The following is a 24,415-nucleotide window of genomic DNA, read 5'->3' as shown; positions in this document are numbered from 1 at the left end:
ACCGATGTCCAGCTTTTCCGTCCGCGCCTTGCCGGCGCTGGTGCTGTGCCTTGCCGCCGCGGCGTCGTCCGCCCGCGCCGCCGAACCCGTGTTCCACAATCCGCTGGTGCGGCAGCGCGCCGACCCGCAGGTGTCGCTGCAGCCCGACGGCTGGTACTACTTCACGGCGACGGTGCCGGAGTACGACCGCATCGAGATCCGGCGCGCCCGTTCGCTCGACGGCCTGGGCGCCGCGCCGGCGAAGACCGTGTGGCGCAAGCACGCGACCGGCGCGATGGGCGCGCACATTTGGGCGCCCGAGATGCACCGCATCGACGGCAAGTGGTACATCTATTTCACGGCGGGCAGCGCCGAGCATCCGTGGGACATCCGCCTGTACGCGCTGGAAAACGCGTCCGCCGATCCATTCGCGGGCGAGTGGGTCGAGCGCGGCCAGGTCAAGACGGGCTGGGAATCGTTCTCGCTGGACGCCACCACGTTCGAGAACCGCGGCCAGCGCTACCTCGTGTGGACGCAGACGGCGCCCGACTCCAGCCCCGGCACCAACATCTACATCGCGAAGATGGACACGCCGCTGACGATCAAGGGACCGGCCGTGATGCTGTCGAAGCCGGAGTATGCGTGGGAGAAGGTGAAATTCGCGGTCGACGAGGGCCCGGCCGTGCTGGTGCGCCACGGCCGCGTGTTCGTCACGTTCTCGGCCAGCGCCACCGACGAGAATTACTGCCTCGGCATGACGAGCGCGCCGGACGACGCCGACCTGCTCGACCCCAGGTCGTGGACCAAGCTGGCGCAACCCGTCTTCAGGAGCAGCGCGAAGAACGGCCAGTGGGGGCCGGGCCACAACGCGTTCACGACGACGCCGGACGGCAAGACCGACGTGCTGGTCTACCACGCGCGCAACTACCGCGAGATCCAGGGCGATTCGCTGCACGACCCGAACCGCCATACGCGCGCCCAGGTCATCCATTGGCGGCCGGACGGCATGCCCGATTTCGGCGAACCGGTGGCGGATGCGCCGCGGCCTGTCGTGGCGCGGTAAAACATTCGCGCCATCACCGCCGGGCACAGTAGCAAGGTGACCGGAAATTCTGGTATTGTTGTCGCCGTCGCAACAAATATAAAGACGGAGGACACGATGAACGGTGCGGGCGGAACGAGCGGCGGGACGGGCCGGTTTTTTCTCGGGCTCATCCTGATGTGCGGCGGGTTTTACCTGCTGCTCAACAGCGTCGTGGTGAGCTCCAGCTTCGGGCTCGGCACGCGCCTGTTCGGCGTCGGCGGCTACGGCATCACGGGCGGGATCGTGCTGATTCCCCTCGTGATCGGCATCGCCATGATCTTCTACAACGCCCGCAGTGCGCTGGGCTGGCTGCTTGCCGTCGGCGCGTTCGCCGCGCTCGTATTCGGCGTGATCGCATCCGTGAACATGTCGCTGCGCACGATGTCGGCCTTTGAACTCATCTGCATCCTGGCGCTGGCCTTCGGCGGCCTGGGACTGTTTTTGCGCTCCCTGCGCGGCGCAGCGCAGGACGACGGGCCGGCGCCGGCACGCCGCCTGCGTTCCTGATCAGCGGAGACCCGCCTCGGTTTCCTGGCGCAGGCGTGCGCGCCAGGCGCCCAGGGCGGACAGCGCGGCGTGGAATTTACGTTCGATCAGGTCGGCCTCGACCGGGGTGACGGTGCCGTCGAGCAGGGCGCTCGACACCGCCTCGGCCACGGCCCCGACGTCGCTCATCACGCGGCAGACGGTCTGCGACAGGTCGTCCTGGCGCGCCGATTCCGGCTGCGGCACGACGAAGGCCGCCATCCCGTGGCGCACGAGCAGCGCGTGCAGCGGCAGGTGCGCATCCGCCACGCCCGCCTTGTGGCAGCACTCGACGATCTGCGACACCTCCTCGAACGACGGATAGTGCGATGCGATCGTCGGCGCCAGCTTGTTGCGCAGGACATTGGCCGACATGTCCAGCTCGCGTGCCAGCGCGTCGATGCCGCCCGGGTATTTGCGCGCCACCGTGTAGAGGGCGTCGTGCTGGTTCATGTCGAGGTAACGGCGGGTCATGGTAATCCTTTGCTAATTTAACCGGTGCGTGTCAACATTCCGGTCGTTACACTAATTCTAACTTTCGATCGCCCTCCTGACCATGTTGAAGTCTTATCAAGTTGCGTTCGTGCTGGCGCTGCTCGTGCCGCTGGCGCATGTCGGCAGCGCCGATGCCAGGCCGACGACATCGTCGCACTCCTTCAAGAGCGGCTTTTCGTCGCACCGGTCGTCCTCGTCGTCGTCGATGAAGCCGTCGTATTCGTCGGCGAAGTCGGGCGGTTTTGGCTCGTTCAGCCGGCACGCGTCGTCCGCTGCGCCGGCGCCGGCGCCCGTCCAGCCGTCGAACGCGGGCCGGCCGTCCGGCGGCTTCGGCTCGTTCGGCGGCGGGGCGGCGGCGCCGCAGAAATCGGATTCCGCGCTGTCGCAAAAGCTGAACAGGAACGCGTCCGAAGCGAATGCGCTGCGCACGCTCGATGCGCGGCGCCAGGCGCAGGAGCAGGCGCAGACACAGGCGGGGCGCGACACGCGGCCGGTGCCGGGCTACGAACACGGAGGCAACGCCCAGCCGGCGCCGCCGCCACAGTACGGCCAGGCGCAGCAGCAGGCCCCGATCATCGTCCGCCAGGACAGCGGCCTGGGTCATGTGATCGCGGGCGCCGTGCTGGCGAACATGGCGCGCGGCGCGCATGCGAACAACAACGGCTATCCGGGCGCGTACCCGTCGACGCCGGGCGGCGCGCCGATGGCGCCGGCGCCGGCGCGGTCGGGCGGCACCTCGTTCCTGGGCGTGTTCATGACGCTGTGCGTGCTGGCGCTCGTCGGCTGGGCCGTGTACTTCGCGTGGCGCCGCGTGCGCCGCAGCCGCGCGGCGAAGAAACCGAATTATTCGTTCGAAAGGAATTGAACAGATGGCCTGGAAGGATGTTTTCAGCTACGTGCGTGCCGTCGCGGCCAACAAGGGCATCACGCAGGGCGGGCACCATGCCGACGCCGCCGCGCCGATGGGCGCGCGCATCGGCAGCGTCGTGCAGCTGCAATGCTCGCCGATCATCCGGGCGCAGGCGGGCGGCTCGCTGATCGCGACGCTGTCCGCCGCCGACACGCGCATCCTGGCCGTGTCGCAGATCCGCCTCGAGCCGCACACGGAGCTGTACCGCCTGTACCTCGACAAGGGCGACGACGACGCGAAGGAAAAATTCTTGCAGGTGTTCTGCGGCGACGACGGCAAGGTGGCCGAGGTACTGTACTGCACCCAGCTGGCGCGCGTGATCCCCGAGACGGCCGACGACCAGGATGCGTACACGGGCGCCGCCGGCCATGGGCTGGGCGATCCCGGCTATACGCTGTGGCGCGAACAACTGGCCGACATGCTGGACGCGGCCACGCTGGAAACCGTGTTCGGCGCGCTCGATCGCGTCGATTACACCCGCGACGCGGGCGCGCCGGACGCGCAGTTCGTCAAGCCGTTCGAGGGCCGCGAGACGCGCATCGACGATGCGGCGGGCGTGCACGGCCTGCGCCAGCAGATGTACTTCATGCCGTACGTGCGCACGCTGGCGGACGGCGGGCGCGAATATTTATTGATCACGACGGAGATCGTGGAGAGCGTCGACGGCGATACGAACCGGCGCGGGATCCACGTCGATTTCGTCATCGGCGTCCCGGTCGAGCAGGAACGCATCGTCATCCAGTAACCGTATCAACCGTTTCATCACCGCACTTCATCACCGCACGAAAGGAACAACAATGAGCAACGCTAGTGGATGGGGCCTGACCGCACGGCTGGTCACGAAGCATTTCGGCGCACTGGGCAACCGCATCGCCGAAGCCATCGCCAACTTCGACCCCGAGACCGCGACCGAGGCCGACCGCGACCGCCTGGTCGCCACCCTGCGCGAGACGGCGCAACTGCTGGCGACGGCGCGCGCGTCGTTCGACAAGGAACACGGCGACGTCGCCAACCTGCAGAACCTGATCGCGGGCGACGAACGCGCGGCCGAGAAGCTGGCCGAGCGCCTCGCCGCCGGCACGATTTCGGAAGCGACGGTCACGATGTTCTGCGACGAGCTGGAAGCGAACAAGGCGCGCCTGCCGCAGGAAATCCAGGAAGAGGCGGACGCGAAGGCGTACATGGACGAGCTGCAGAAGATCGTCGACGCGCTGTCGAAGCAGCTGGCCGAATTCGACGCGCAGGCGAAAAAGGCGATGCAGGCGCTGGCCGCGGCCAAGGCCCAGAAGGACCTGCAGGAAATGCGCCTCGAACGCCAGGACCAGCTGAACGGCCTCGCGAGCATGCGCGGCAACTCGACGGCATTGTCGGCGTTGACGCGCCGCGCCGAAGCCGTGACGAACGAAGCGCAGGGGCTGCGCATCGTCGCGGACATCGGCCAGAAGCCGCTGGACCAGCAGGCCGAACTCGATGCGATCCGCAAGTCCGTGAGCCAGCCGGAGACGGCCGGCGAGAGCGCGCTGGAGCGGCTCAAGCGGCTGTCCGCCAAGACGCCGGCCTGAGTCGGTCCCCGGTCAACGTGACCCGGCCACCGTGGCCCGGTCAACGTGACCCGGCCACCGTGACCCGGCCACCGTGGCCCGGTCAGTCGTTCGGCTGGCCGGGCGCGACCGGCACCTGTTTGATCGTGCCGTCGGCGCCGTATTCCAGCGGCGCGACGGCGATCGAGCGGCGGAAGCTGCCGCCGCCCGGCAGCAGCGCGTCGTGGTAGAAGATCCAGCTCTTGCCGCCGTGTTCGAGGATCGCCTGGTGGTTCGTGGAGATCTTGAGGTAGTCGATCACGACGCCCCGGTATGTGAAGGGGCCCAGCGGCGAGCTCGCCGTCGCGTACAGGATCTGGCCCGGCCAGCCGGACGAGAACGTGAAGTAGTACGTGCCGTCATGCTCGTGCATGAACGGCGCCTCGCCGTACTTCTTCTTCGTGTCCGATGCGGACAGGCCGTTGATCGTGACGATCCGGATCGGACCGTCCAGCGAGATCATGTCGGCCTTGAGCTTCACGACCTTCGGCACGCGCGTGCCGAAATACATATAGGCTTGCCCGTCCTTGTCGATGAAGACGGCCGGGTCGATCGGCTCGTCGCCCGCGTTCACGTCGCGTTCCCGGTCGACGAGGGGAGTCTTGCGCGCATCCACGAAGCCGCCGTCCGGGCGGTCCGACACGGCGACGCCGATCTTGTCGCCGCCGACCGGCGCATAAAAATAGTACTTCCCGTTGCGGTAGGCGGCTTCCGGCGCCCAGGCCTTGGCGTCCGGCCGCGCCCATTTGAACACGGTGACGGCCAGCGGCACGCCGGCGTCGCGCCACGTCTTCATGTCCGGCGACGTGTACAGCCGCCACGTGACGGAATCCCAGTATTTGCCGGAGTTCGACGCGTCGTCCGTCGCGTACAGATAAAAGCCTTTCGCGGCCGGGAACCAGTGGGGCGACGGGTCGGCGTTGAATCGTGTAGCGATCGGCGTGCCCGCCACCGGCGTCGCCGCGTGGGCGGCGCCGGCGACCAGAAAGGCGGACATCAGGGCGGACAGCAAGGTGGCGAGGGGGCGGGCAGGAACGCGCATCGGTTGTCGTGGTCGGGTTGAAAGCCGCCATGCTAGCACACGTTGCGCGAACAATGATATCGATAACTAAAAATCAGCCCGGCGTCCGTTTCGCACGTGGCGCGGCGGGCTTCTTCGGCTTGGGCGGGGGCATGATCGCCGCGGTCTCGAGCAGCAGCTGGCGCAGCGCCTGCGGATCGTCGAGCAATTCGTCGGCGACCGGATAGTCCTTGGCGCCGGGATAGGGCGGCCCTTGCGGCAGGTCGGGCGCGAGCCGCGCGGCGGCTTCCGACGGCTTGACGAACAGGCTGCCGTCGCACGCGAAGGCGACCACCTTGTCGTCCACGTACAGCGCGTACTCGCCGAACATCTTCTTGTGCGTCAGCCGCGCGCCCAGTCCCACCACTTCCGCGACGTAGTCGATGAAGCTGCGTTCCGTTGCCATGTCGTCCTTCCGGTGTCGTGATCGAAGCCGCCAGCCTAGCCTGAACGTGCGTGCCGATCAAGCGCGATCAGAAGGTCAGGTGGCCGTCCACGCAGGTGACGGCGTTGCCGCCGACCTTGACCGCATCCGCGCCGATGGTCAGGCGCAGGATGCCGGCCCGGCCCACGGCGGCGCCCTGGCTGGACAGGAAGTCGCGTCCGAACGCCTCGAGCTGGCCCGTGTGGCGCAGGTAGGCGGCGACGGCGCCGTTGCCGCTGCCGCAGACCGGGTCCTCGTCGACGCCGTGCGCGGGGGCGAACGCGCGCACCTCGATCCGCGCGGCGCGGCCGTCCGGATGCGGGCCGAAGACGAGCACGCCCGTGTGTCCGCTGACGCTGTCGCGCGCCTTCATGCGCTGCAGGTCCGGGGCCGCCGCCAGCACGGCGCGCGCATCGGGCAACTGCGCGACGACCCAGCGCGCGCCCGCGTCCACGAGGCACGGCGGGGCGACCGGCGGCGTGCCGAGGATCTGCGCCACCTCGGCGGCGGCGGCGGCATCCAGCGGCGTGATCGTGTGCGGGGGAAGTTCGAACGACAGCCAGCGCGCGCCATCGTCCGCGTGCCGCACGTCGAGCCGGACCAGGCCCGCCGCGCACTCCTGATTGATGCGGCCGTCGCGCGCGGCGATCGCGCCCGCTTCGAGCAGCGCGTGCGCCGTGCCGATCGTGGGGTGGCCCGCGAACGGCAGCTCGGCGCCGGGCGTGAAGATGCGCACCCGGTAGTCGGCGCCGGCCTGTGTCGGCCGCAGGACGAACGTCGTCTCGGACAGGTTCGTCCAGTTGGCGATCCGCTGCATCTGCGCGGTGGAGAGGCCGTCGGCGTCGAAGACGACGGCGAGCGGATTGCCCTGGAACGGGATGGCGGTGAAAACGTCGACGGTCTTGAAGGGGTGGCGTGCCATGGGGGTCTCGCGATGTGAAGATGCGACGAGTCTACGCGGCGGCGCCCCGCGCCGACAGGAACAGTCGGCGGATTGTTACCGGCACTGTATTGCCGGCCCGGCGCAAAGTGTACCGGTCGCCCCGGATCATGGACGAGTGGTATGCGGCGCGCCGTCAGGCGCCGGCGGCAACCGGTTCTTCGAACGACAGCCGGTTGGACGACGGATCGCGGATCGTCATCTCGCGCGTCCCCCACGGCATCGTCTGGATGCCGGGGCGCGCGTACTTGAATTCCTTGGCGAGCAGCGTGGCCTGGTAGCCGTCGAGGTCGCGCACGGCGATGCGGATCGATGCGCCCGGGCTGCCGTCGCCGTAGTGCTCGGACAGGTGCAGCACGCAGTCGCCCAGCGATACCTGCATGTAGACGGGGAAGTCGCCGCCCTCGAAGCGGTGCTCCCAGTCGACCTTGAAGCCGAGGAAGTCGATATAGAATTCGCGCGCCTTCGCTTCGTCGAAGATGCGCAGGATCGGGGTGACGCGGGACAGGGTGTACATGGTGCCTCCTGGGTGGATTCAGGAACCGCCGTCCCGGCCGGCGTCCGCCAGCCGCATGGCTGCGATGGGCAGCCAGCAGGCGGGGACGATGAAGCGTGGGTCGCGTGTAGCGAAAGCCATGTCGCAGGACGGGATCGTGGTCGAATCGGCAAGCATACCAGATCGCCGTCCGCTGCGGTACGGCCGTCAGTACTTGTAGTTCAGCCCCAGCACGAACGAGCGGCCCGAATGCACGTACAGCAGCGTGTCGTTGCGCTGGGTGTCGCGGCCGTAGCGCAGCGGCGTGTCGGTCAGGTTCTGGCCCTCCAGCGACAGGCGCAGTTGCGGCGTGAGGTTGTACGACAGGCTCATGTCGATGTTGGTCGAGCCGTCCACCATCGTGTAGTCGGCGCCGTTGACGTCGCCCAGCACGGCATAGATGTAGCTGGAGCGGTGCGCCGCCGACACGCGGGCGCTGAACTTCGCGTCCTCGTAGTACAAGGTGAGGTTGTGGGTGCGCGGCGACAGGCCCGTGAAGTCGGCCACCTGGGTCAGCTGCTCGTTGGCCGGCGTGGCCGGGTTGTCGACGCGGGTGATGTACGTGATCTTCGACTTCACGCGCGTCGCGTTCGCGAGCAGGCCGAAATTGCTCCAGAAGCCGGGCAGGAAGCTGAACGGCGCCTGCAGGTTGAATTCCCAGCCCTTGAGCGGACCGCCGGCCGTGTTGACCTTGCGGCTCACGTTGACTTCCGTCGTCGGCAAGGTCTGGCAGATGGGCGCGCCCGTCAGCGAGCAGCCGTTGAGGATCAGCAGTTCGTTCGGCAGGCCGAGCGTGTTGTAGGGCACGCGTTCGTTGACGCTCTGGATGAAGCTCTTGATGTCCTTGCGGAAGTGACCGAGCGAGATCATCGCGTTCTTCGCGTAATACCATTCGGCCTGCAGGTCGTACGTGTTGGCGCGGATCGGGTCGAGGTTCGGATTGCCGATCGAGACCGACTGCGAGATCGGCGACACGGTGGCGTTCGGGGCCAGGTCCGTGTACTCGGGGCGCGACAGCGTCTTGCCGGCCGAGAAGCGCAGGAACACGTCCTTCGGCAGCTGGGCCGTCAGGTTGAAGGCGGGCAGCCAGTCGCGGTATTTCTTCGTGCCCGTATTCGGCTGCAGCTGGCCCTGCACGTTGATCATCGCCGTGGACGTGGCCTTGGTGTCGGCGCCGCGCACGCCGACGTTGCCGCGCCAGGTGATGTTGGCGAAGTCGTAGTTGAAGTCGACCATGCCGTACAGCGCGTCGATGTCTTCCTCCACGCGGCGGTTCGTCTGCGCCAGGTAGTTGTACTGCGAACCCGGCACGGCGTCGCAGTGGCACTCGGTGTTGACGACGCCGAGGAACTTCGGCAGGTCGACGGCCGCCCACGACGACGGCACGCCGGTGCCGCCGAGGCCTGATCCGAACCCGCTGATCTGGCGCGAGATGTCGGCCATGGTGACGCCGGCCGGCAGCGACACGGCATTGGCGCTGTTGCCGATCTCGTAGTTGGTCCAGATGTTCTTGCGGCTCGAGAGGCCGAAGTGGCTCGTCAGGTGGTCGTTGAGTTCCCAGTGCAGGTTGACGGCCTGCGTCTGCAGCTTGTTGGTCGTGTCCAGGTAGCGGCCCACGAACATGCCGCGCACGTTGCCGGCGGCGTCCTGCGGGGCGAACTGGAAGTTGGCCGGATCGGCGACGTCGATGCCGAAGTTCAGCGCCGGGACGTTGCGGTTGTTGCGGAAGTCCCACGAGAAGCCATCCACGTTCGGCGCGTCGAACTGCACGGTGGCGCGCATCGGCTCGTTCAGGTTCGAGTTCGAGTTACCGGCCATGAAGTCGGCCTTGACCGTGTCGCTGAACCGGTGGCTGCCGGACAGCACGTGCTGGCGGAACTTGGTCGTGTAGACGTCCAGCAGGCCTTCCGTGCGCACGTCGACGCCGTTGAACTTGCCGTAGTCCCAGCTGCCGTTCTGGTCGAAGTTCGCATCGAGGATCGAGGTCTGCGGCTTGCCGTTCGACCCGAGGTTGCGGCCGAACGAGATCGCCTCGATGTAGTTGTCGTAGCGTTTGTTGGCGAACTTCCCGTACATCAGGTCGAGATTCAGCTCGCTGTCGGCATTGCGCCACTGGTAGGAGTTGGTGATGCCCGTGCGCTGGTAGTCCGTCTGCGAACGGCGGTAGCGCGGGATGCGCGGCGCGAACGCGCCCGAGCCGGCCGCCGGGTTGGCGACCGTGCCGCCGTAATTGTCCTTGCGGCCCATGACGTTGTTGTACGCGGCCGGATCGGTCGCGCGCGCCATGCCGGTGCCGCACGTCGTCGCCGTGATGCCCTTGACGGCGCTGTCGGCCGGGTTCTGCGGCGCCACGCCGACGGGCGAGCAGAAGCCGCCGTCGTTGCTGGCGCTGAGCAGCTCCACGGCCTCGTAGCCTTCCTCCGTCGCGCGACGTTTCGAATACGCGGCGGACAGCAGCGCGCCGACCTTGCCGTAGCCTGTGTCCCAGCGGTCCGACAGCAGCGCCGTCACCCGCGGCTGCGTCTTGCCCGAGAGGGAGTTGTGGCTCTCCTGGCCGCCGATGCTGAACGTGCGGCCCTTGAAGTCGAACGGGCGGGCCGTGCGCAGGTCGACGGTGGCGCCGAGCGAGCCTTCCTCGATGTCCGCTTCGGACGTCTTGCGCACTTCCAGGCTGTTGAACAGCTCCGATGCGAACACGGAAAAGTCGAAGCCGCGGCCGCGGTTGGTGCTGCCGTTGATGTCGGACGCGCCCGTCGCGGCCACGCCTTCGATGCCGTTGATGCGCACCCGGGTGAAGCCCGCGTTCAGGCCGCGCACGGTGATCTGCTTGCCTTCGCCGCCGTCGCCGCGCGCCAGCGCGACGCCGGGCACGCGCTGCAGCGATTCCGCCAGGTTCGCGTCGGGGAACTTGGCGATGTCCTCGGCCTTGATGACGTCGACGATGCCGTCGCTGTTCTTCTTCGTGTTCAGCGCGCTGTTCAGGCTCGCGCGAAAGCCCGTCACGACGACGACGCTTTCCGGTGCCTTGCCGTCGGCGGCGGTGGCGGTGGCGGTGGCGTTCGTGGCCGTGGCCGCGGCCGCGCCCGCGGCGGGGGCGGCCTCCTGCCCGTGCGCGTGCAGCGACGCGAGCATGGCCAGCACGCCGATGCTGATGCGGCTGCGGCGTGCCAGCGGGTGCAAGGTTCCAGGGTGTCCAGTGAAACTCATCGTTGTAGTCTCCATGTTGTTATCAATGACTCATGACTCGTTCGGTCATATTGACGGGGGCATGGTAGCGCCAAGCTTCGCGGCGCGAATCCATCTTCCGTACCGTTCGCATGAATAATCACGTTGTTGAGTGCTTGCATGGCGAATCGACAACAGCGCACGCACAGGCGGCACAATACGGGCGGCGCGCATGCGTCTGCGCTCATCGCGTGCGCGATGCACAATCAAAGGAGACAACCGGTGTCCAGTTCCATCTCACGGCGCGCGCTGCTGCGTGCCGGCCTTGCCGTGCCCGTGCTGGCAGGCTGCCAGTCGTTCGGGCAGGTCCCGCGCGCACTCGCGCGCACCGACGTGCGCGTGGCCGCGCCGTTCGCGATGCCCGTCATCGCCGTGCCCGATTTCTCGGCTTGTCCGCGCTTTGCCATCGCCGCATTCGGCGCCGCCCAGGACGACCAGGCGAAGACGAGCGCCGCGATCGCGCGCGCCATCGCACAAGCCCACGCGGCCGGCGGGGGCGTCGTCGTCGTGCCGCCGGGGACGTGGCCGACGGGCCCCATCCACCTGAAGAGCCACGTCGCGCTGCACGTGGAGGAGGGCGCAACCCTGCTGTTTTCCGCCGAGCCGCGCGATTACCTGCCGGCCGTGCCCACGAGCTGGGAAGGGCTGGAATGCATGAATTATTCGCCGCTCGTCTATGCGTACGATTGCGAGAACGTGGCCGTGACGGGCCGCGGCACGCTGCGCGCGCGGCTGGACGTGTGGCGCCGGTGGTATGCGCGGCCGAAGGCGCACATGGACGCGCTGGTGGCGCTGTACAACATGGCGTGCCGCGACGGCGTGCCGGTCGAGCGGCGCGACATGACCACGGGCCAGGCCAACCTGCGCCCGCACTTCATCCAGTTCAACCGCTGCCGCCACGTGCTCGTCGAGGACGTCCACATCGTCGACAGCCCGTTCTGGGTGCTGCATCCCTACCTGTGCCGCGACGTCGTCATCCGGCGCGTCGACATCGCCGCCCACGGCCACAACAACGACGGCGTCGATCCCGAGATGAGCCAGAACGTGCTGATCGACGCATGCGTGTTCGACCAGGGCGACGACGCCGTGTCCGTGAAGTCCGGGCGCGACCGCGACGCCTGGCGCATCGGCATCGCGAGCCGCAACATCGTCATGCGCCGCTGCCGGATCAAGAACGGCCACCAACTGATGGCGATCGGCAGCGAGCTGTCGGGCGGCGTGGAAAACGTGTTCGTTGACGACTGCCACTTCGACCATGCCGATTCCACCGTCGCCAGCACCATCAACAACCTGCTGTACGTGAAGACCAACGAACGGCGCGGAGGGTTCGTGCGCAACATCCACATGACGAACGTGAGCGCCACGAGCATCAAGGGCGGCGTGCTGGCGGTGGAGACGGACGTGCTGTACCAGTGGAAGACGCTGGTGCCGACACTGGAGCGGCGCCTGACGCCGATCGAAGGCTTGCACGTGGCGGGCATCCGGGTCGACGAGGCCGGATTCGTCTGCCTGATCAAGGGCGAGGCCGAACTGCCGGTGCGCGACGTCGTGCTGCGCGACGTGGCGGTGCGCACGGTGCGCGGCACGCCCGTCGTCACGGAGAACGTGCTGGGCTTCGACAACCGCGCGGAGGTGCGCGCATGAACGCGACCCGTTTCCTCGGCGCGCTGCTGGCGGCCGCCATCGGGACCGCGGCGGCGCAGGAGCCCGGTGATCCGCAGGCGTCCGGCGCGGCTGCGCGGGCGAGCGGCGTGCACGATGCGGCCGCCACCGTATGGCTGATGGCCGCCGTCGCGCCGGGCCTGCCGGACCGTTTGAGCGTGTTCCGCTCGGACGACGGCACGCGGTTCGTCACGCAGGCGTCGGAAGCGTATGCGCCGCCGCGCGGCATGCTGCGCGACCCGGCGCTGATCCGCCACGACGGCGCGTACTGGGTCGCGTACGCGGGCGGCGCCGGCAATGAGGTCGGGCTGGCCCGTTCGTCCGACCTCAAACACTGGACCTTCGTGCGCGCGGTGCCGCTGCCGGGGCGGGTGCGCGCGCCGCGCTGGCTGCGCACGCGCGACGGCGGCGTGACGCTCGTCGTGGCGCTGGCGCGGGGCGGTGCCGCGGCGCCGTTCCAGCCGTGGCTGGTGGAAGCGGATGCCGCCCTCGCGCACTGGTCAACGCCGCGCCCGCTGGCCGGGCTGCAGGAAGCGTACGAGGACGCAGCCGTGGCCAGCGATGGCGACGGTTACGTGGCGCTCGTGCGGCGCCGCGGCGACGGCGTGCTGGCGCTGGCGCGCGCGCGCGATCCGGCCGGTCCGTGGACCGTGGAGCGCGCCGTCGGCGCGTTCGGACCGGCCGCCGCGGGCGCGGACCTCGTGCGCCTGCCCGACGGCGGCTGGCGCGCCGTCTGCGCCGACGCGGCGGGCCACGCGTGGCAGGCCGACAGCCATGACGGGCTGCGGACGTGGACGCCGAAGCGGGCCCTGGCCGGTGTCGCGGCGGGCGTCGCCGCGCCGGACCTGCTGGCCGAACGGGCCGCCGACGTGGCGGCCGCCGTGCGCCCGCCGCGCGCGCCGCAACGCGTCGGCTGGGACCCGTACTCCTTGACCATCGGCGGCAAGCGTGTCGTCGTCTGGTCGGGCGAGATCCACCCGTTCCGCCTGCCGGATCCGGCGCAGTGGCGCGACGTGATCCAGAAGATGAAGGCGCTCGGCTTCAACGGCGTGTCGTTCTATTTCGACTGGGCGTATCACTCGCCGGCGCCCGGTGTGTACGATTTTTCCGGCGTGCGCAACGTCGAGCGGGCGCTCGAGATCGCGGAAGAAGAGGGCATGTACGTGATCGCGCGCACGGGACCGTATGTGAATGCGGAGCTGTCCGGCGGCGGCTTCCCGGGCTGGATGTTCCGCAACCGCGCGGAAGCGCGCACGGACGATCCGGCCTATCTCGCGGCCGTCGACGAATGGATGACGCAGATCGACGCCATCGTCGCGCGCCACCAGGTGACGACGGGCGGCGGCACCGTCATCGCCTACCAGATCGAGAATGAGCTGGGCAAGGTGGAGCCCAAGCACGCGCGCCAGATGGCGCACCTGGCCGCGAAGGCGCGCGCCGACGGCATCACGGTCCCGTTCTTCCACAACGCGGCCGGCCGCCTGCCCGACTGGACGCCGGCGCAGTCCAGCGCGCCGTGGGCGAATCCGGGGCCGACCGACCTGTATGCGTTCGACGGCTACCCGGGCGGCAGCTGCGACGTGCATGCGAATCCGGCGGGCCCGAACAAGGCGCCCGACTGGGGCATCTACGCCGCGCCGGGTCCGAAGGCCGGCGCGCTGTCCTCGCCCGGCACGCCGGGCTTCGCGGCCGAAGTGGGCGCCGGCTGGTTCGATTACTGGGGCTCGAACGGCACGTACGGCTGCACGGCCGAACGCCAGGGCAAGGGCTACGAGCGCGTGTTCTACGGCACGAACCTCATCAACCGCATCACGATCCACAACATCTACATGGCGTTCGGCGGCACGTCGTGGGGCTGGCTGCCGGGGCCGATCGTGTACACGTCCTACGATTACGGCGCGCCGATCGCGGAAGACCGCGGGCTGCGTCCCAAGGCGCTGGCGCTGAAGCAGCAGGGGATGTTCGTCCAGGCCGCCGGCGCCGTGCTGGCGCACATGGACAAGGGGCCGCCGATCAAGACCACGTCGGCGCGCGTGCGGCTGTACCACAACGTCAACACGGAGCTGGGCACCCACGTGCTGTTCGCCGTGCACGGCCCGTCCGACCTGGCGACGGACGACGCGTTCTCGTTCGACCTCGAGACCCGCGACGGCCGCTACACGATCGCGTCGCGCCTGAATGGCCAGGATGCCAAGATGCTGCTGGCCGCCTACGACATGGAGCGCCAGCATCTCGTGTATTCCACGTCGGAGCTGCAGGCGCAGATGCGCGACGGGGCGCGCGACGTCGTGCTGCTGCAGGGCCGCGGCGGCGAACAGGGTGAAACCGTGCTGCGCTACGCGTCGGCGCCGAAGGTCGAGGTGGTGGAAGGCAGTGTCGGTGCGACGTTCGACGCGGCGCGCGGCGACCTGAAACTCGCGTATGCGCACACGGGCCTGGCGCGCGTGCGCATCACGGGCGGCGGGCGCGCGCCGCTGCTGCTGCTGATCGCCGACGAGGCGACGTCGCAGCGTTTCTGGACGCAGGACACCCCGGCGGGCCGCGTGCTCGAACTGACGCCCGCGCTCGTGCGCACGGCGCGCATCGACGATGGCGTCCTGCGGCTGACCGGCGACACGGACGCCGCCAGCCCGCTCGAGATCTGGGGGCCGGGCATCGCGGCGGCCACGTTCAACGGCGCGGCGCTCGTGCTCACGCCGCAGCCGGACGGCAGCCTGCGCGCCGGCACGCTGGCGGGGCCGGCGCGCGTGACCGTGCCGGACCTGGGCAAGCTGGCGTGGACGCGGCGCATGGACAGCCTCGAGGCGCAGCCCGGCTTCGACGACCGCGACTGGGCGCAGGCGGACGGCCGTCCGTCGGCGGCGCAGACGTGGACCCAGCCGGAGCGCGGCCAGCCGACGCTGGCGATGAGCGACTACGGCTTCCACCACGGCGACGTGTGGTACCGGGGCCGCTTCGACGCGGCCGATCCGGCCGCGAACCGGCTCGACCTGTTTTATGGCGGCGGCGGCGCGGGCATGCTGCAGGCCTGGGTCGACGGCCGCTTCCTCGGCCAGCACGAACTGGACACCGGCCGCTCGTTCCCGGAGACGACGGACAGCGTGCGCTTCGACCTCGGCAAGCTGGCGCCGGGACCGCACGTCGTCGCCGTCATGGTGCGCAACGATTCGCACAACTGGGACTTGATGGCGGACGATGCGCACCGCGAGGCGCGCGGCCTGATCGCGGCGTCGCTGACGGCGAAGGGCGGACGCCGGTTCGCGGTGCCGATCCACTGGCGCATCCAGGGCAACCGCGGCGGCGAGGACATCGCCGACCGCATGCGCGGTCCGCTCAACGACGGCGGCTTGTACGGCGAGCGGGCCGGCTGGCACCTGCCCGGCGCGCCGGCGCAGGCATGGACCAAGGCGCACGTCGGCGACTCGCCGCCCGGTCCCGGCACGTACTGGCTGCGCACGCAGGTGAAGCTCGACCTGCCGCGCGGGCACGACGTCCAGCTGGGTCTCGCGTTCGGCGACGCGAGCAGCCCGCGTTCGGACCGCGACAACCGCGCCCTCATCTTCGTCAACGGCTGGAACATGGGGCAGTTCATCGCCAACGTTGGGCCGCAACGGGTGTTCGTGATCCCGCCGGGCATCCTCGACGCGCATGGCGAGAATACGATCGCCCTCGCCGTGACGACGGACGGCGAGCCGGCGAATGCGCTGGAACCGGTGCGGCTCGTCGTCTTGCGCGCGGCACGCGGCGGCGTGGCAGGCGACGCGGGAAGCGGCGAGATATTGAACTATCAGTCACACTCGCGCAACACCTCGAAGTAAAGAAGTGACAGGTCCGGGGCCCGGCCTTTACAATGTTTCCTTACGAGAACATTGGCCGGACCGGATCCTCCTCCGGGTGCGCCGCGAGGAACAGTTTGATGCAAGGCTTCGACGATATCGCACAATGGCGCGCGCGGATCTTCTCGCGGCTGTTGTCGATAGTGCTCGTCCTGGGCACGGTAGCCGCCATCCCCAGCGTGATCGTCGTGTTGCGCCACGGTGTCTGGACCGTGGCCGTGATGGACGCCGTCGCGCTGGCGTGGCTGTTCGTGCTGTGGCGCCTGGAGCGCCTGCCATACACCTTCCGCGTCCTGAACTTCCTCACCATCATCTACATGGTGGCCATCTGCCTGATGCTCAAGGTGGGGCCGGTCAGCCAGAACTACCTGATGGCGCCGCCCGTGCTGGCGGCCATCCTGCTCGGGACCGCGCCGGCGCTGGCGGCGCTGGTCGCCAGCGCGGTGATCCTCGTTCTCGGGATCGGCCACTTCCACTCAGCGCTGGTGGACATGGGCCACGACCCGCTCGTGACGGCGCTGCTCGTGGCGCTCAACTTCACCTGCGTGGGCGCGCTGCTGACGCTCACGTGCGGCACGATGCTCAAGGGCCTTTCGCGTTCGCTGGACGAGGTGCGCGGCTTCGCCAGGTCGCTGGAGACCGGCCAGGACGCGCTGCAGGCGCTGAACGCCGAACTGCGCCTGACGTCGGCCGCGCTGGCGCGCCTGAACGACATGGTGCTGATCGCGCGCGCCGTCGACACGCCCGACCGCGACCAGCCCATCATCTTTTCCAACGAAGCGTTCCAGCGCCGCACGGGTTACACCGACGCCGACATCGTCGGCCGCAGCATGCGCGTGCTGCACGGCGCGGGCACCGATCCGGCCGTCGTGGAACGCATCGTCGAGTCGATGCGCAACGGCCAGGCGGTGACGGCGGAACTGGTCAACTACACCAAGTCCGGCGATCCGTACTGGGTCGAGATGGAATTGATGCCGTTCACCGACGACGCGGGGCGGATCAGCCACTGGGTCGTCGTGGGCCGCGACATCACGGAGCGCCGCCACTCGGCCGACGCGATCCACCGCCTCGCGTACTATGACGTCCTCACGGGCCTGCCGAACCGGCGCCTGATGACGGAGCGGCTCGACGCCATGGTCGCCGCCGCGAATTCCGGCCGCGGGCTCGGGGCCGTGCTGTACATCGACCTGGACAACTTCAAGCACGTGAACGACGCGCGCGGCCACGCGACGGGCGACGCGCTGCTCAAGCACACGGCGAAGCTGCTGGCCCAGGTGGTGCGCAAGGGCGACACGGTGGCACGCCTGGGCGGCGACGAATTCGTCGTGCTGCTCGACGGCCTGGGTACGGATGCTGCCATCGCCACGAACGCCGCGCTGGCCGTGTCGGACAAGATCCGCGCCGCGCTGGCCGACGCCATCACCATCGACGACCAGAGCTACCATTCGACCGCCAGCATCGGCGTGGCGCTGCCCACGCGCCCCGGCCAGTCCGTCGCCGACCTGCTGCGCGACGCCGATCTCGCCATGTACCACGCCAAGGCGGCGGGCCGCGACGGCGTGGCCGTGTTCGAGACGCCCATGCTGGCCGCGGCCGAACGCCAGCTCACGCTGGGCCGCGACCTGTCCGCCGCGCTCGACAACGGCGAGCTGTCCATGCACCTGCAGCTGCAGGTCGATTCGGCGGGCCGGCCGGTCGGCGCCGAGATGCTGATGCGCTGGCGTCGCGGCGACGGCACCTTCGTCCCGCCCGACATCTTCATTCCCGTGGCGGAAACGACTGGGCTCATCGTTCCCCTCGGCCTGTGGGTGTTGCGCCAGGCCTGCCAGGCGCGCCTCGCGCTGGAGCGGGCGGGGCATCCGCTGCAGCTGTCCGTCAACGTCAGCCCGCGCCAGTTCCGCCAGCCCGAATTCGTCGCGCAGGTGCAGGCGGCATTCGCCGAATCGGGCGTGGCGCCGCACGCGTTCGTGTTCGAGGTGACGGAGGGCCTGCTCGTCGAGGACTTCGACGTCATCACGGCGAAGATGCGCGAACTGGCGACGTTCGGCATCCGCTTCTCGATCGACGATTTCGGCACCGGCTATTCGAGCCTGGGCTACCTCAAAAAGATGCCGCTGTACGAACTCAAGATCGACAAGAGCTTCATGCGCGACACCCCGCACGACGCCAACGGCACGGCGATCGTGCAGACGATCCTCGCGATGGCCGACCACCTGGGCCTGCGCGTCGTCGCGGAAGGCATCGAGACCGAGGCGCAGGCGCGCTTCCTGGCGGAGAACGGCCGGCCGTGCATGCAGGGTTATCTGTATTGCCGGCCAATGCCGCTGGCGGACCTCATTGCGCGGCTGGAGCGCGACGCGATCGCTGCGCCCGTGTAGATGTTCGCGCGGTGCCTGTGTTCGCGCGGGCACGGGGTGCCCGCCCTACGTGAACGGCAGTAGCCGCCATCGGGACGCGTGCGGTTGGCGGGCACGGTGGATCGATTTCGCAAGGTAACCCCGGCATATCGTAGGGTGGGTACCCCGTGCCCACGGCGCGAAATCAGCAAGATAACCTCGATATGTCGTAGGGTGGGCACCCCGTGCCCACGATGCGCTCAGGCGGCGACAGCCGCGTCCTGGGCCACGTCCACCCACGCCGCCTGCGTGAGGACGGCCAGCCGCTCCGGCGTCATGCGCACGGCCGCATCGGGCGCGCCGGCGGCGGGAAACACGACGTCGAACGCGCGCAGCGACACGTCGCAGAACACGCGCAGCGGCCGCGCCAGGCCGAACGGGCAGACGCCGCCGACCGGATGGCCGGTCTCGTGCTCCACCTCGTCCAGGCCCAGCATGCGGGCCTTCTGGCCGAAGCGCTCCTTGTATTTGCGGTTGTCCAGCCGGGCGTCGCCGCGCGCGACCAGCAGCACCACCTCGTCGTCCAGGCGCAGCGACAGCGTCTTGGCGATCTGTCCCGGCGCCACGCCCAGCGCCTCGGCGGCGAGGGCGACGGTCGCGGTGCTGGTGGCGTAGCGCTCGATCGCGATGTCGGGCGCGTGGGTGGCGAAGAAGGCGGTGACGGAGGCGAGGCTCATCGTGGATTTTCGTGGCGTGAAATCCGGCCAGTCTACCACCGGCGCTAGGCGAGCGCGGCGCGCCAGCGGGCGCGGTAGGCGTCGAAACCGGCAGGCGCCCGGGCCGCGATCGCCGTGCTGGTGCCGGGCGGCGTGGCGTCGCGGTAGCGCAGCATCCAGCCGCCGCATGTCGTGCCGCTCGCGTCGTCCGAATAGGACACAGGCTGTTGCGGCCGCAACGCCGCGAGCAGGGGGCCGAACCACGGGTTCGCCGTGAAACTGCCTTCGACCGCGAGCGGGCCGGTGGCAGCAAGCGCCTCGAGACAGTAATCCGTCATCAGCACGCAGTACAGCGTGGCCAGCGCATAGCGTTCGCGCGCGTCGACCGGCGGCGGGCCGTCGATGCTGCCCGCGCGGCCGGCGAACGGGCCGCCCGTCGCCGCGAAGCAGGGCAGCGCCAGCGTGCCCTGCGCGACGAGGCGTTCGATGTCGTCGAAGCCGCACGGCACCGGCGCCGCGCCGGCCAGTTCGCCGAATTCGCGTCCGCCCATGAAGCGCATGCAGGCGACCGGCCGGCCCAGCGCGTTCGTGTTGGCCAGCATGTCGGCCTGTTCGCGCAAGCCGGCAAGCGGTGCGCCGAATGCGGCGGCGATCATCCACGTGCCGGTCGACAGCACGGTGCCCTCGTCGGTGCCGAGGTAGCGCAGCAGCGACGCGTTGCTGTCGTGGATGCCGCACAGGACCTCGCAGTCGGCCGGCAGCCCGGTGGCGGCGGCGATCTCGGGACGGAGCCGGCCCAGCGCCGCATGCGCCGGCACCAGCGGCGGCATCAACGCGGTCCAGCCCATGCGCTCGACGAGGCTCGAATACGTTTGCCGGCACGGATTCCACAGGTCCGTGTGGCAGCCGAGCGACGTCGCTTCCGACGCGGCCGCGCCGGACAGCCGCCAGGCCCAGTACTGCGGATACATGAGGATATGGCGCGCGCGCCCGAATTCGGCCGGGAAGCGGGCCTGCAGCCAGGCGAGCTGGCGGCCCAGGTTCAGGCCCGCGGGCAGGCCTGGCGACAATGTCTCGTCATACGGCGGACGGAGCGCCGCGTAGTCCAGGCCCGGCAGCTCCGCCTCGTAGTCGAGCACGGGGAGCACGAGGCCGTCGCCGTCGACCAGCGCGGCCGTCGCGCCGTGCGTGACCGGCACGATGGCCGATACGTGCGCCTGGGTGGCGAAGTCGCGGCACGCGGCCAGCATCCAGTCCCACAGGCCGTCGGTGTCGTGGCGGGCGTACGGTCCGTCCGTCAGCACGGCGTTCGGCCGGCGCCGTTCGGCGAGGACGGTGCCGTACGCGTCGATCAGCGCCAGCTTGGCGTTCGTCTTGCCGATGTCGAGGACGAGCAGGGCGTCGTTCATGGTGCTCATCGCGCGCGCCGCATGCGCAGCAGCTTCGGCAGCGCGATCGTCACCAGCAGCAGCACGCCGACGACGATGGTCATGTAGATGCCGGGGATGTTGGCGAGCGACAGCCCGTACGTGACGGTGCCCATCGTGAGCACGGCCAGCATGACGCCCGCGATCGTGCCGGCGCCGCCGGCGATGGACACGCCGCCGAGGATCACCATCGTGATCACTTCCAGTTCCCAGCCGGTGGCGATGTTCGGGCGCGTGCTGCCGATGCGGCCCGTCAGCAGGAACGCTGCCAGGCCGGCCATCGCGCCCGTCAGCATGAACAGGGCGAGGCGGTAGCGGTCGACGGCGATGCCGGAAAAGCGCGCCGCTTCGGGGTTGTTGCCGATGGCGTAGATGCGGCGGCCCCAGCTCGTCGTGTGCAGCAGCACCGCGAACAGCGCGGCGCACACGAGCAGCACGACGAATTCGCGCGGGACGATGCCGAAGAAGTAGCCCTGGCCCCAGTCGGCCATCAGCTGCGGGTAGCCGGTGAACGCCTTGTCGCCGAGGACGACGCTGGCCAGGCCGCGGAACAGCGACACGGTGCCGATGGTGACGACGATCGACGGCAGCGCGAAGCGCGTGACGAGCACGCCGTTCAGGAAGCCGCATGCGGTGCCCGTGGCCAGCGCGACGAGTGCAAGGCTTTCCGGCGGGAAGCCGGCGCCTTGCGCGAGACCCATCGCGACCGACGACAGCGCGAGCGTGCCCGCGACGGAGATGTCGATTTCGCGGCAGATGATCAAGAGCGCCATCGGCAGCGCGATCAACGCCTTTTCGCTGAAGTTCTGCGTGCCGTCCAGCAGGTTGTACAGGTCGAGGAAGTTCGGCAGCGCGATGCTGTTGGCCACGAAGACGGCGATGAACAGCATCGCCAGCAGGCTTTCCCAGCGCCCGAGGAAGGTTTTCAGGCGCGGCGTTTCGCGGTCGAGGATCGTGTAGCGCGACGTCGGGGCCGGGTTTTTTTCAGTTTGCATCGTGGTGGTGGGGTTCACGCGGCACTCCGGTGGGTTGGGGCGGCGGTGCCGTGCAGCGGCAGGATCTGGCGGCTGCGGCGGCCGGCGCCGCGGGCGTTGATCAGGACGGCGACGAGGATCACGAGGCCGGTGAGGGCGCTCTGCCAGAACGGCGAGACCTGCAGCACCGGCAGCGCGTTGCCGATCACGGTGAGGAACAGGGCGCCCAGCGTGGCGCCGAGCACCGTGCCGACGCCGCCGCCGATCGAGACGCCGCCGATCACGCAGGCGGCGATCACGGTGAATTCGAAGCCGTAGGCGATTTCGGTATAGGCGACGGCGTAGCGCGCGACCCACAGGTAGCCGCACAGGCCGGCCACCGCGCCGGACAGCGCGTACGTCCACAGCAGGCGCCTGTGGGTGGGGATGCCGATATAGCCGGCGCATTGCGGCGCGTTGCCGATGGCGTACAGGTCGCGCCCGAAGCGGGTGCTGCGGGCCACCCAGGCCAGCGCCGCCAGCGTGGCGGCGGCGATCCACACGAGGTGCGGCAGGCCGAGGAGGCGGTCCAGCGGGAACGCGATGAAGTGCGGCGGCATCTGGTGCGCCGACACCCAGGCGCCGCCCGACAGCACGAACACGGCGCCGCGGTAGACGCTCATCGTGCCGAGTGTGACGACGATCGGCGGCAGTTCCAGCCGGCCGATCAGCCAGCCGTTGACGAGGCCGAGCCCGAGGCCGACGGCGACGGCGGCCAGCATGATCAGCGCGAGCGGCATGCCGGGGTAGTGGGCGCCGAGCATCGCGGCGACCATGCCGGACAGCGCCAGGTTCGATGCGACCGACAGATCGACGCCGCGCGTGACGATGACCAGCATCTGCGTCAGCGCCAGCATCACGAGCAGCGTGCTGTCCGTGACGACGTTGGCCAGAGAGTCGGCGGACAGGAATGCCGGTTCCTTCAGGCCGACGGCCACGACGAGCAGGACGACCATCGCCGCCAGCAGCGGTTCGCGTTGTTTCAGCAGATTCATGCGGCCTCCGTCGCGCGCGTGTTGTCCAGAGCCAGGCCCGATGCGGCGGCGACCACCGATTCCGGCGTCGCCTCGGCGCGCAGGAATTCGCGCTGCACGCGGCCGTGGTGCATGACGACGATGCGGTCCGCCATGCCCAGCACTTCCGGCAGTTCCGACGACACGAGGATCACGGACAGGCCGCGCGCCACGAGCTGGCCGATGAAGCGGTGCACGGCTGCCTTCGAGCCGATGTCGATGCCCTTGGTCGGCTCGTCGAGGATGATCACTTTCGGGTCGGTGGCGAGCCATTTGCCGAGGACGACCTTCTGCTGGTTGCCGCCCGAGAGCTCGGCCACGTGCTGCGTGAGGTGGCTCGCCTTCAGTTCCAGCTGCTCCGCGAAGTGGCGCGCGATCGCGGTCTCCTGCCTGGCGTGGCCGCGCAGGAAAAGCCCGATGCGCGACAGGATCGGCAGCGTGATGTTGTGCTGGATCGGCATGGTCAGGTGCGCGCCATGGTGCTGGCGGTCTTCCGGCACGTAGGCGATGCCCAGGCGGATCGCCTCGGCCGGGGAGCGCGCCGCCACGGGCTTGCCGTCCAGCGTGACGTCGCCGCGTACGCCCGGCGTGAGGCCGAACAGGGCCTGCATCACTTCCGACCGGCCGGCGCCGACCAGGCCGTAGAAACCGAGGATCTCGCCACGGCGCAGGGTGAAACTGACGCCGTCGAATTCGGTGGGGTGCGACAGGTTCTGCACGACGAGCAGCGGTGCGCCGATCTCGGCTTCGAGCTTCGGATACGCCTGGTGCACGGCGCGGCCCACCATCAGCGCGACCAGTTCCTGTTCCGTGATGTCGGCCAGGCGGCCCTCGGCCACGAACTGGCCGTCGCGCAGCACCGTGTAGCAGTCGGCCACTTCGAAGATCTCGTCGAATTTGTGCGAGATGAAGATGACGGCCGTGCCGGCGGCCTTCAGTTGTTCGATGATGCGGTACAGTTCGCGGATCTCGCGCTGCGACAGCGCGGCCGTCGGTTCGTCCATGATGACGACGCGGGCATCCTGGGCGAGGGCGCGCGCGATCTCGACGAAGTGGCGCTGCGCGACCGACAGGTCTTTCACGCGCGCCTTCACGGGCAGCGCGACTTCCAGGCGCGCGAACAGGGCTTCGGCCTCGCGCTCGATGCGGGCCCAGTCGATGCGGCCGGCGCGCACGGGCTGGCGGCCGACGTAGATATTTTCGGCGACCGACAGTTCGTCGAACATGACGGTTTCCTGGTGCACGGCCGTGATCCCCGCGGCCATCGCTTCCTGCGGGCTCGCGAACGATACGGGACGGCCGTCCAGCGCCATGGTGCCGGCGTCCGGGCGGTAGATGCCCGTGAGGGTCTTCACGAGCGTGGACTTGCCGGCGCCGTTCTCGCCGACCAGGGCCATGCATTCGCCGGCGCGGATCGTGATGTTCACGCCGTTCAGGGCGTGGATGCCGTTGAAGCGCTTGCTGATGCCGGTCAGTTGCAGGACCGGCGGCGCGTGCGATTCCGAGCTTGTGGTGTGGGTGTGTGGCATAAGGTCTTGCTGCAAGTTTGCACATGAGCCGTCGTTCCCGCGCAGGCGGGAATCCAAGTGCACCGGCGCAGCGCTGGCGTACATTGGGTCCCCGCCTCCGCGGGGACGACGGTCCCGGGGTAACAC

Annotated in this window: 19 protein-coding genes; 8 read left to right on the top strand and 11 right to left on the bottom strand. The window is 69.2% G+C overall.

Going from position 1 to position 24,415, the window contains the following annotated elements; genetic code table 11:
* Window positions 1-4 precede the first annotated feature (4 nt).
* Both ACEN9Q_RS12725 and ACEN9Q_RS12720 read left to right on the top strand, forming a co-directional pair.
* On the top strand, window positions 5-1,042 hold the full coding sequence (locus tag ACEN9Q_RS12725; protein ID WP_495628685.1) for a glycoside hydrolase family 43 protein: 1,038 nt from the start codon (window positions 5-7) through the stop codon (window positions 1,040-1,042).
* A gap of 96 nt (window positions 1,043-1,138) precedes the next feature.
* On the top strand, window positions 1,139-1,570 hold the full coding sequence (locus ACEN9Q_RS12720; RefSeq protein WP_056451211.1) for a hypothetical protein: 432 nt from the start codon (window positions 1,139-1,141) through the stop codon (window positions 1,568-1,570).
* Here the strand turns inward: ACEN9Q_RS12720 and ACEN9Q_RS12715 are convergent, their stop codons facing one another.
* The gene (locus tag ACEN9Q_RS12715) at window positions 1,571-2,062 is read right to left on the bottom strand and encodes a phage regulatory CII family protein (RefSeq protein ID WP_495628684.1); all 492 of its coding nucleotides are present in this window, start codon (window positions 2,060-2,062) and stop codon (window positions 1,571-1,573) included.
* Between the two features lie 82 nt (window positions 2,063-2,144).
* On the opposite strand from ACEN9Q_RS12715, the gene ACEN9Q_RS12710 reads away from it, so the two are divergent.
* The 3 genes from ACEN9Q_RS12710 to ACEN9Q_RS12700 are packed head-to-tail and all read left to right on the top strand — an operon-like array spanning window position 2,145 to window position 4,555.
* A complete protein-coding gene (locus ACEN9Q_RS12710) occupies window positions 2,145-2,948 on the top strand; it encodes a hypothetical protein (protein WP_495628683.1) in 804 nt (267 codons plus the stop codon).
* Window positions 2,949-2,952: 4 nt separating this feature from the next.
* Window positions 2,953-3,738 (top strand): DUF2491 family protein, encoded by a 786-nt coding sequence (locus ACEN9Q_RS12705; protein ID WP_495628682.1) that lies wholly within the window; start codon window positions 2,953-2,955, stop codon window positions 3,736-3,738.
* Window positions 3,739-3,790: 52 nt separating this feature from the next.
* Window positions 3,791-4,555: a hypothetical protein gene (locus tag ACEN9Q_RS12700; RefSeq protein WP_495628681.1), complete on the top strand. Its 765-nt coding sequence runs from the start codon at window positions 3,791-3,793 to the stop codon at window positions 4,553-4,555.
* An 82-nt stretch (window positions 4,556-4,637) separates the two neighbouring features.
* Here ACEN9Q_RS12700 and ACEN9Q_RS12695 read toward each other — a convergent pair whose 3' ends face one another.
* From ACEN9Q_RS12695 to ACEN9Q_RS12675, 5 genes are all read right to left on the bottom strand, one after another.
* The gene (locus ACEN9Q_RS12695) at window positions 4,638-5,615 is read right to left on the bottom strand and encodes a family 43 glycosylhydrolase (protein ID WP_495628680.1); all 978 of its coding nucleotides are present in this window, start codon (window positions 5,613-5,615) and stop codon (window positions 4,638-4,640) included.
* 73 nt (window positions 5,616-5,688) lie between these two features.
* A complete protein-coding gene (locus ACEN9Q_RS12690; RefSeq protein ID WP_056451051.1) occupies window positions 5,689-6,039 on the bottom strand; it encodes a TfoX/Sxy family protein in 351 nt (116 codons plus the stop codon).
* Between the two features lie 67 nt (window positions 6,040-6,106).
* Window positions 6,107-6,979, bottom strand: a complete 873-nt coding sequence (locus tag ACEN9Q_RS12685; RefSeq protein ID WP_495628679.1) for a PhzF family phenazine biosynthesis protein — start codon at window positions 6,977-6,979, stop codon at window positions 6,107-6,109.
* 154 nt (window positions 6,980-7,133) lie between these two features.
* The gene (locus ACEN9Q_RS12680) at window positions 7,134-7,514 is read right to left on the bottom strand and encodes a glyoxalase superfamily protein (RefSeq protein ID WP_056451057.1); all 381 of its coding nucleotides are present in this window, start codon (window positions 7,512-7,514) and stop codon (window positions 7,134-7,136) included.
* A gap of 186 nt (window positions 7,515-7,700) precedes the next feature.
* Window positions 7,701-10,739: a TonB-dependent receptor gene (locus tag ACEN9Q_RS12675; protein WP_495628678.1), complete on the bottom strand. Its 3,039-nt coding sequence runs from the start codon at window positions 10,737-10,739 to the stop codon at window positions 7,701-7,703.
* Window positions 10,740-10,979: 240 nt separating this feature from the next.
* On the opposite strand from ACEN9Q_RS12675, the gene ACEN9Q_RS12670 reads away from it, so the two are divergent.
* The 3 genes from ACEN9Q_RS12670 (at window position 10,980) to ACEN9Q_RS12660 (ending at window position 18,633) form a co-directional block, all read left to right on the top strand.
* On the top strand, window positions 10,980-12,401 hold the full coding sequence (locus ACEN9Q_RS12670; RefSeq protein ID WP_495628677.1) for a glycoside hydrolase family 28 protein: 1,422 nt from the start codon (window positions 10,980-10,982) through the stop codon (window positions 12,399-12,401).
* A complete protein-coding gene (locus ACEN9Q_RS12665; protein ID WP_495628676.1) occupies window positions 12,398-16,237 on the top strand; it encodes a beta-galactosidase in 3,840 nt (1,279 codons plus the stop codon). Before ACEN9Q_RS12670 ends, ACEN9Q_RS12665 begins: the two co-directional genes overlap by 4 nt.
* Before the next feature lie 98 nt (window positions 16,238-16,335).
* A complete protein-coding gene (locus tag ACEN9Q_RS12660) occupies window positions 16,336-18,633 on the top strand; it encodes a putative bifunctional diguanylate cyclase/phosphodiesterase (protein WP_495628675.1) in 2,298 nt (765 codons plus the stop codon).
* Window positions 18,634-18,851: 218 nt separating this feature from the next.
* Here the strand turns inward: ACEN9Q_RS12660 and ACEN9Q_RS12655 are convergent, their stop codons facing one another.
* Genes ACEN9Q_RS12655 through ACEN9Q_RS12635 form a run of 5 tightly spaced genes read right to left on the bottom strand, consistent with a single transcriptional unit; the run spans window position 18,852 to window position 24,289 of the window.
* Window positions 18,852-19,328 (bottom strand): YbaK/EbsC family protein, encoded by a 477-nt coding sequence (locus ACEN9Q_RS12655; RefSeq protein WP_495628674.1) that lies wholly within the window; start codon window positions 19,326-19,328, stop codon window positions 18,852-18,854.
* A gap of 44 nt (window positions 19,329-19,372) precedes the next feature.
* The gene (locus ACEN9Q_RS12650) at window positions 19,373-20,725 is read right to left on the bottom strand and encodes an FGGY-family carbohydrate kinase (protein ID WP_495628673.1); all 1,353 of its coding nucleotides are present in this window, start codon (window positions 20,723-20,725) and stop codon (window positions 19,373-19,375) included.
* Window positions 20,722-21,747: an ABC transporter permease gene (locus ACEN9Q_RS12645; RefSeq protein ID WP_495628672.1), complete on the bottom strand. Its 1,026-nt coding sequence runs from the start codon at window positions 21,745-21,747 to the stop codon at window positions 20,722-20,724. Before ACEN9Q_RS12645 ends, ACEN9Q_RS12650 begins: the two co-directional genes overlap by 4 nt.
* Window positions 21,744-22,742, bottom strand: coding sequence for an ABC transporter permease (locus ACEN9Q_RS12640; RefSeq protein ID WP_495628671.1), 999 nt, complete (start codon window positions 22,740-22,742; stop codon window positions 21,744-21,746). Before ACEN9Q_RS12640 ends, ACEN9Q_RS12645 begins: the two co-directional genes overlap by 4 nt.
* Window positions 22,739-24,289 (bottom strand): sugar ABC transporter ATP-binding protein, encoded by a 1,551-nt coding sequence (locus ACEN9Q_RS12635; protein ID WP_495628670.1) that lies wholly within the window; start codon window positions 24,287-24,289, stop codon window positions 22,739-22,741. The genes ACEN9Q_RS12640 and ACEN9Q_RS12635 overlap by 4 nt, the downstream gene beginning before the upstream one ends.
* Window positions 24,290-24,415 lie beyond the last annotated feature (126 nt).

The sequence above is a fragment of the Massilia sp. Masssp93 genome (assembly GCF_059491295.1).
This window is presented reverse-complemented; position numbering and strand designations above follow the sequence as displayed.

Coding starts and splice junctions, on each gene's coding strand:
- ACEN9Q_RS12725 (WP_495628685.1), top strand. CDS start 5: ATGTCCAGCTTTTCCGTCCGCGCCTTGCCGGCGCTGGTGCTGTGCCTT.
- ACEN9Q_RS12720 (WP_056451211.1), top strand. CDS start 1,139: ATGAACGGTGCGGGCGGAACGAGCGGCGGGACGGGCCGGTTTTTTCTC.
- ACEN9Q_RS12715 (WP_495628684.1), bottom strand. CDS start 2,062: ATGACCCGCCGTTACCTCGACATGAACCAGCACGACGCCCTCTACACG.
- ACEN9Q_RS12710 (WP_495628683.1), top strand. CDS start 2,145: ATGTTGAAGTCTTATCAAGTTGCGTTCGTGCTGGCGCTGCTCGTGCCG.
- ACEN9Q_RS12705 (WP_495628682.1), top strand. CDS start 2,953: ATGGCCTGGAAGGATGTTTTCAGCTACGTGCGTGCCGTCGCGGCCAAC.
- ACEN9Q_RS12700 (WP_495628681.1), top strand. CDS start 3,791: ATGAGCAACGCTAGTGGATGGGGCCTGACCGCACGGCTGGTCACGAAG.
- ACEN9Q_RS12695 (WP_495628680.1), bottom strand. CDS start 5,615: ATGCGCGTTCCTGCCCGCCCCCTCGCCACCTTGCTGTCCGCCCTGATG.
- ACEN9Q_RS12690 (WP_056451051.1), bottom strand. CDS start 6,039: ATGGCAACGGAACGCAGCTTCATCGACTACGTCGCGGAAGTGGTGGGA.
- ACEN9Q_RS12685 (WP_495628679.1), bottom strand. CDS start 6,979: ATGGCACGCCACCCCTTCAAGACCGTCGACGTTTTCACCGCCATCCCG.
- ACEN9Q_RS12680 (WP_056451057.1), bottom strand. CDS start 7,514: ATGTACACCCTGTCCCGCGTCACCCCGATCCTGCGCATCTTCGACGAA.
- ACEN9Q_RS12675 (WP_495628678.1), bottom strand. CDS start 10,739: ATGAGTTTCACTGGACACCCTGGAACCTTGCACCCGCTGGCACGCCGC.
- ACEN9Q_RS12665 (WP_495628676.1), top strand. CDS start 12,398: ATGAACGCGACCCGTTTCCTCGGCGCGCTGCTGGCGGCCGCCATCGGG.
- ACEN9Q_RS12660 (WP_495628675.1), top strand. CDS start 16,336: ATGCAAGGCTTCGACGATATCGCACAATGGCGCGCGCGGATCTTCTCG.
- ACEN9Q_RS12655 (WP_495628674.1), bottom strand. CDS start 19,328: ATGAGCCTCGCCTCCGTCACCGCCTTCTTCGCCACCCACGCGCCCGAC.
- ACEN9Q_RS12650 (WP_495628673.1), bottom strand. CDS start 20,725: ATGAGCACCATGAACGACGCCCTGCTCGTCCTCGACATCGGCAAGACG.
- ACEN9Q_RS12640 (WP_495628671.1), bottom strand. CDS start 22,742: ATGAATCTGCTGAAACAACGCGAACCGCTGCTGGCGGCGATGGTCGTC.
- ACEN9Q_RS12635 (WP_495628670.1), bottom strand. CDS start 24,289: ATGCCACACACCCACACCACAAGCTCGGAATCGCACGCGCCGCCGGTC.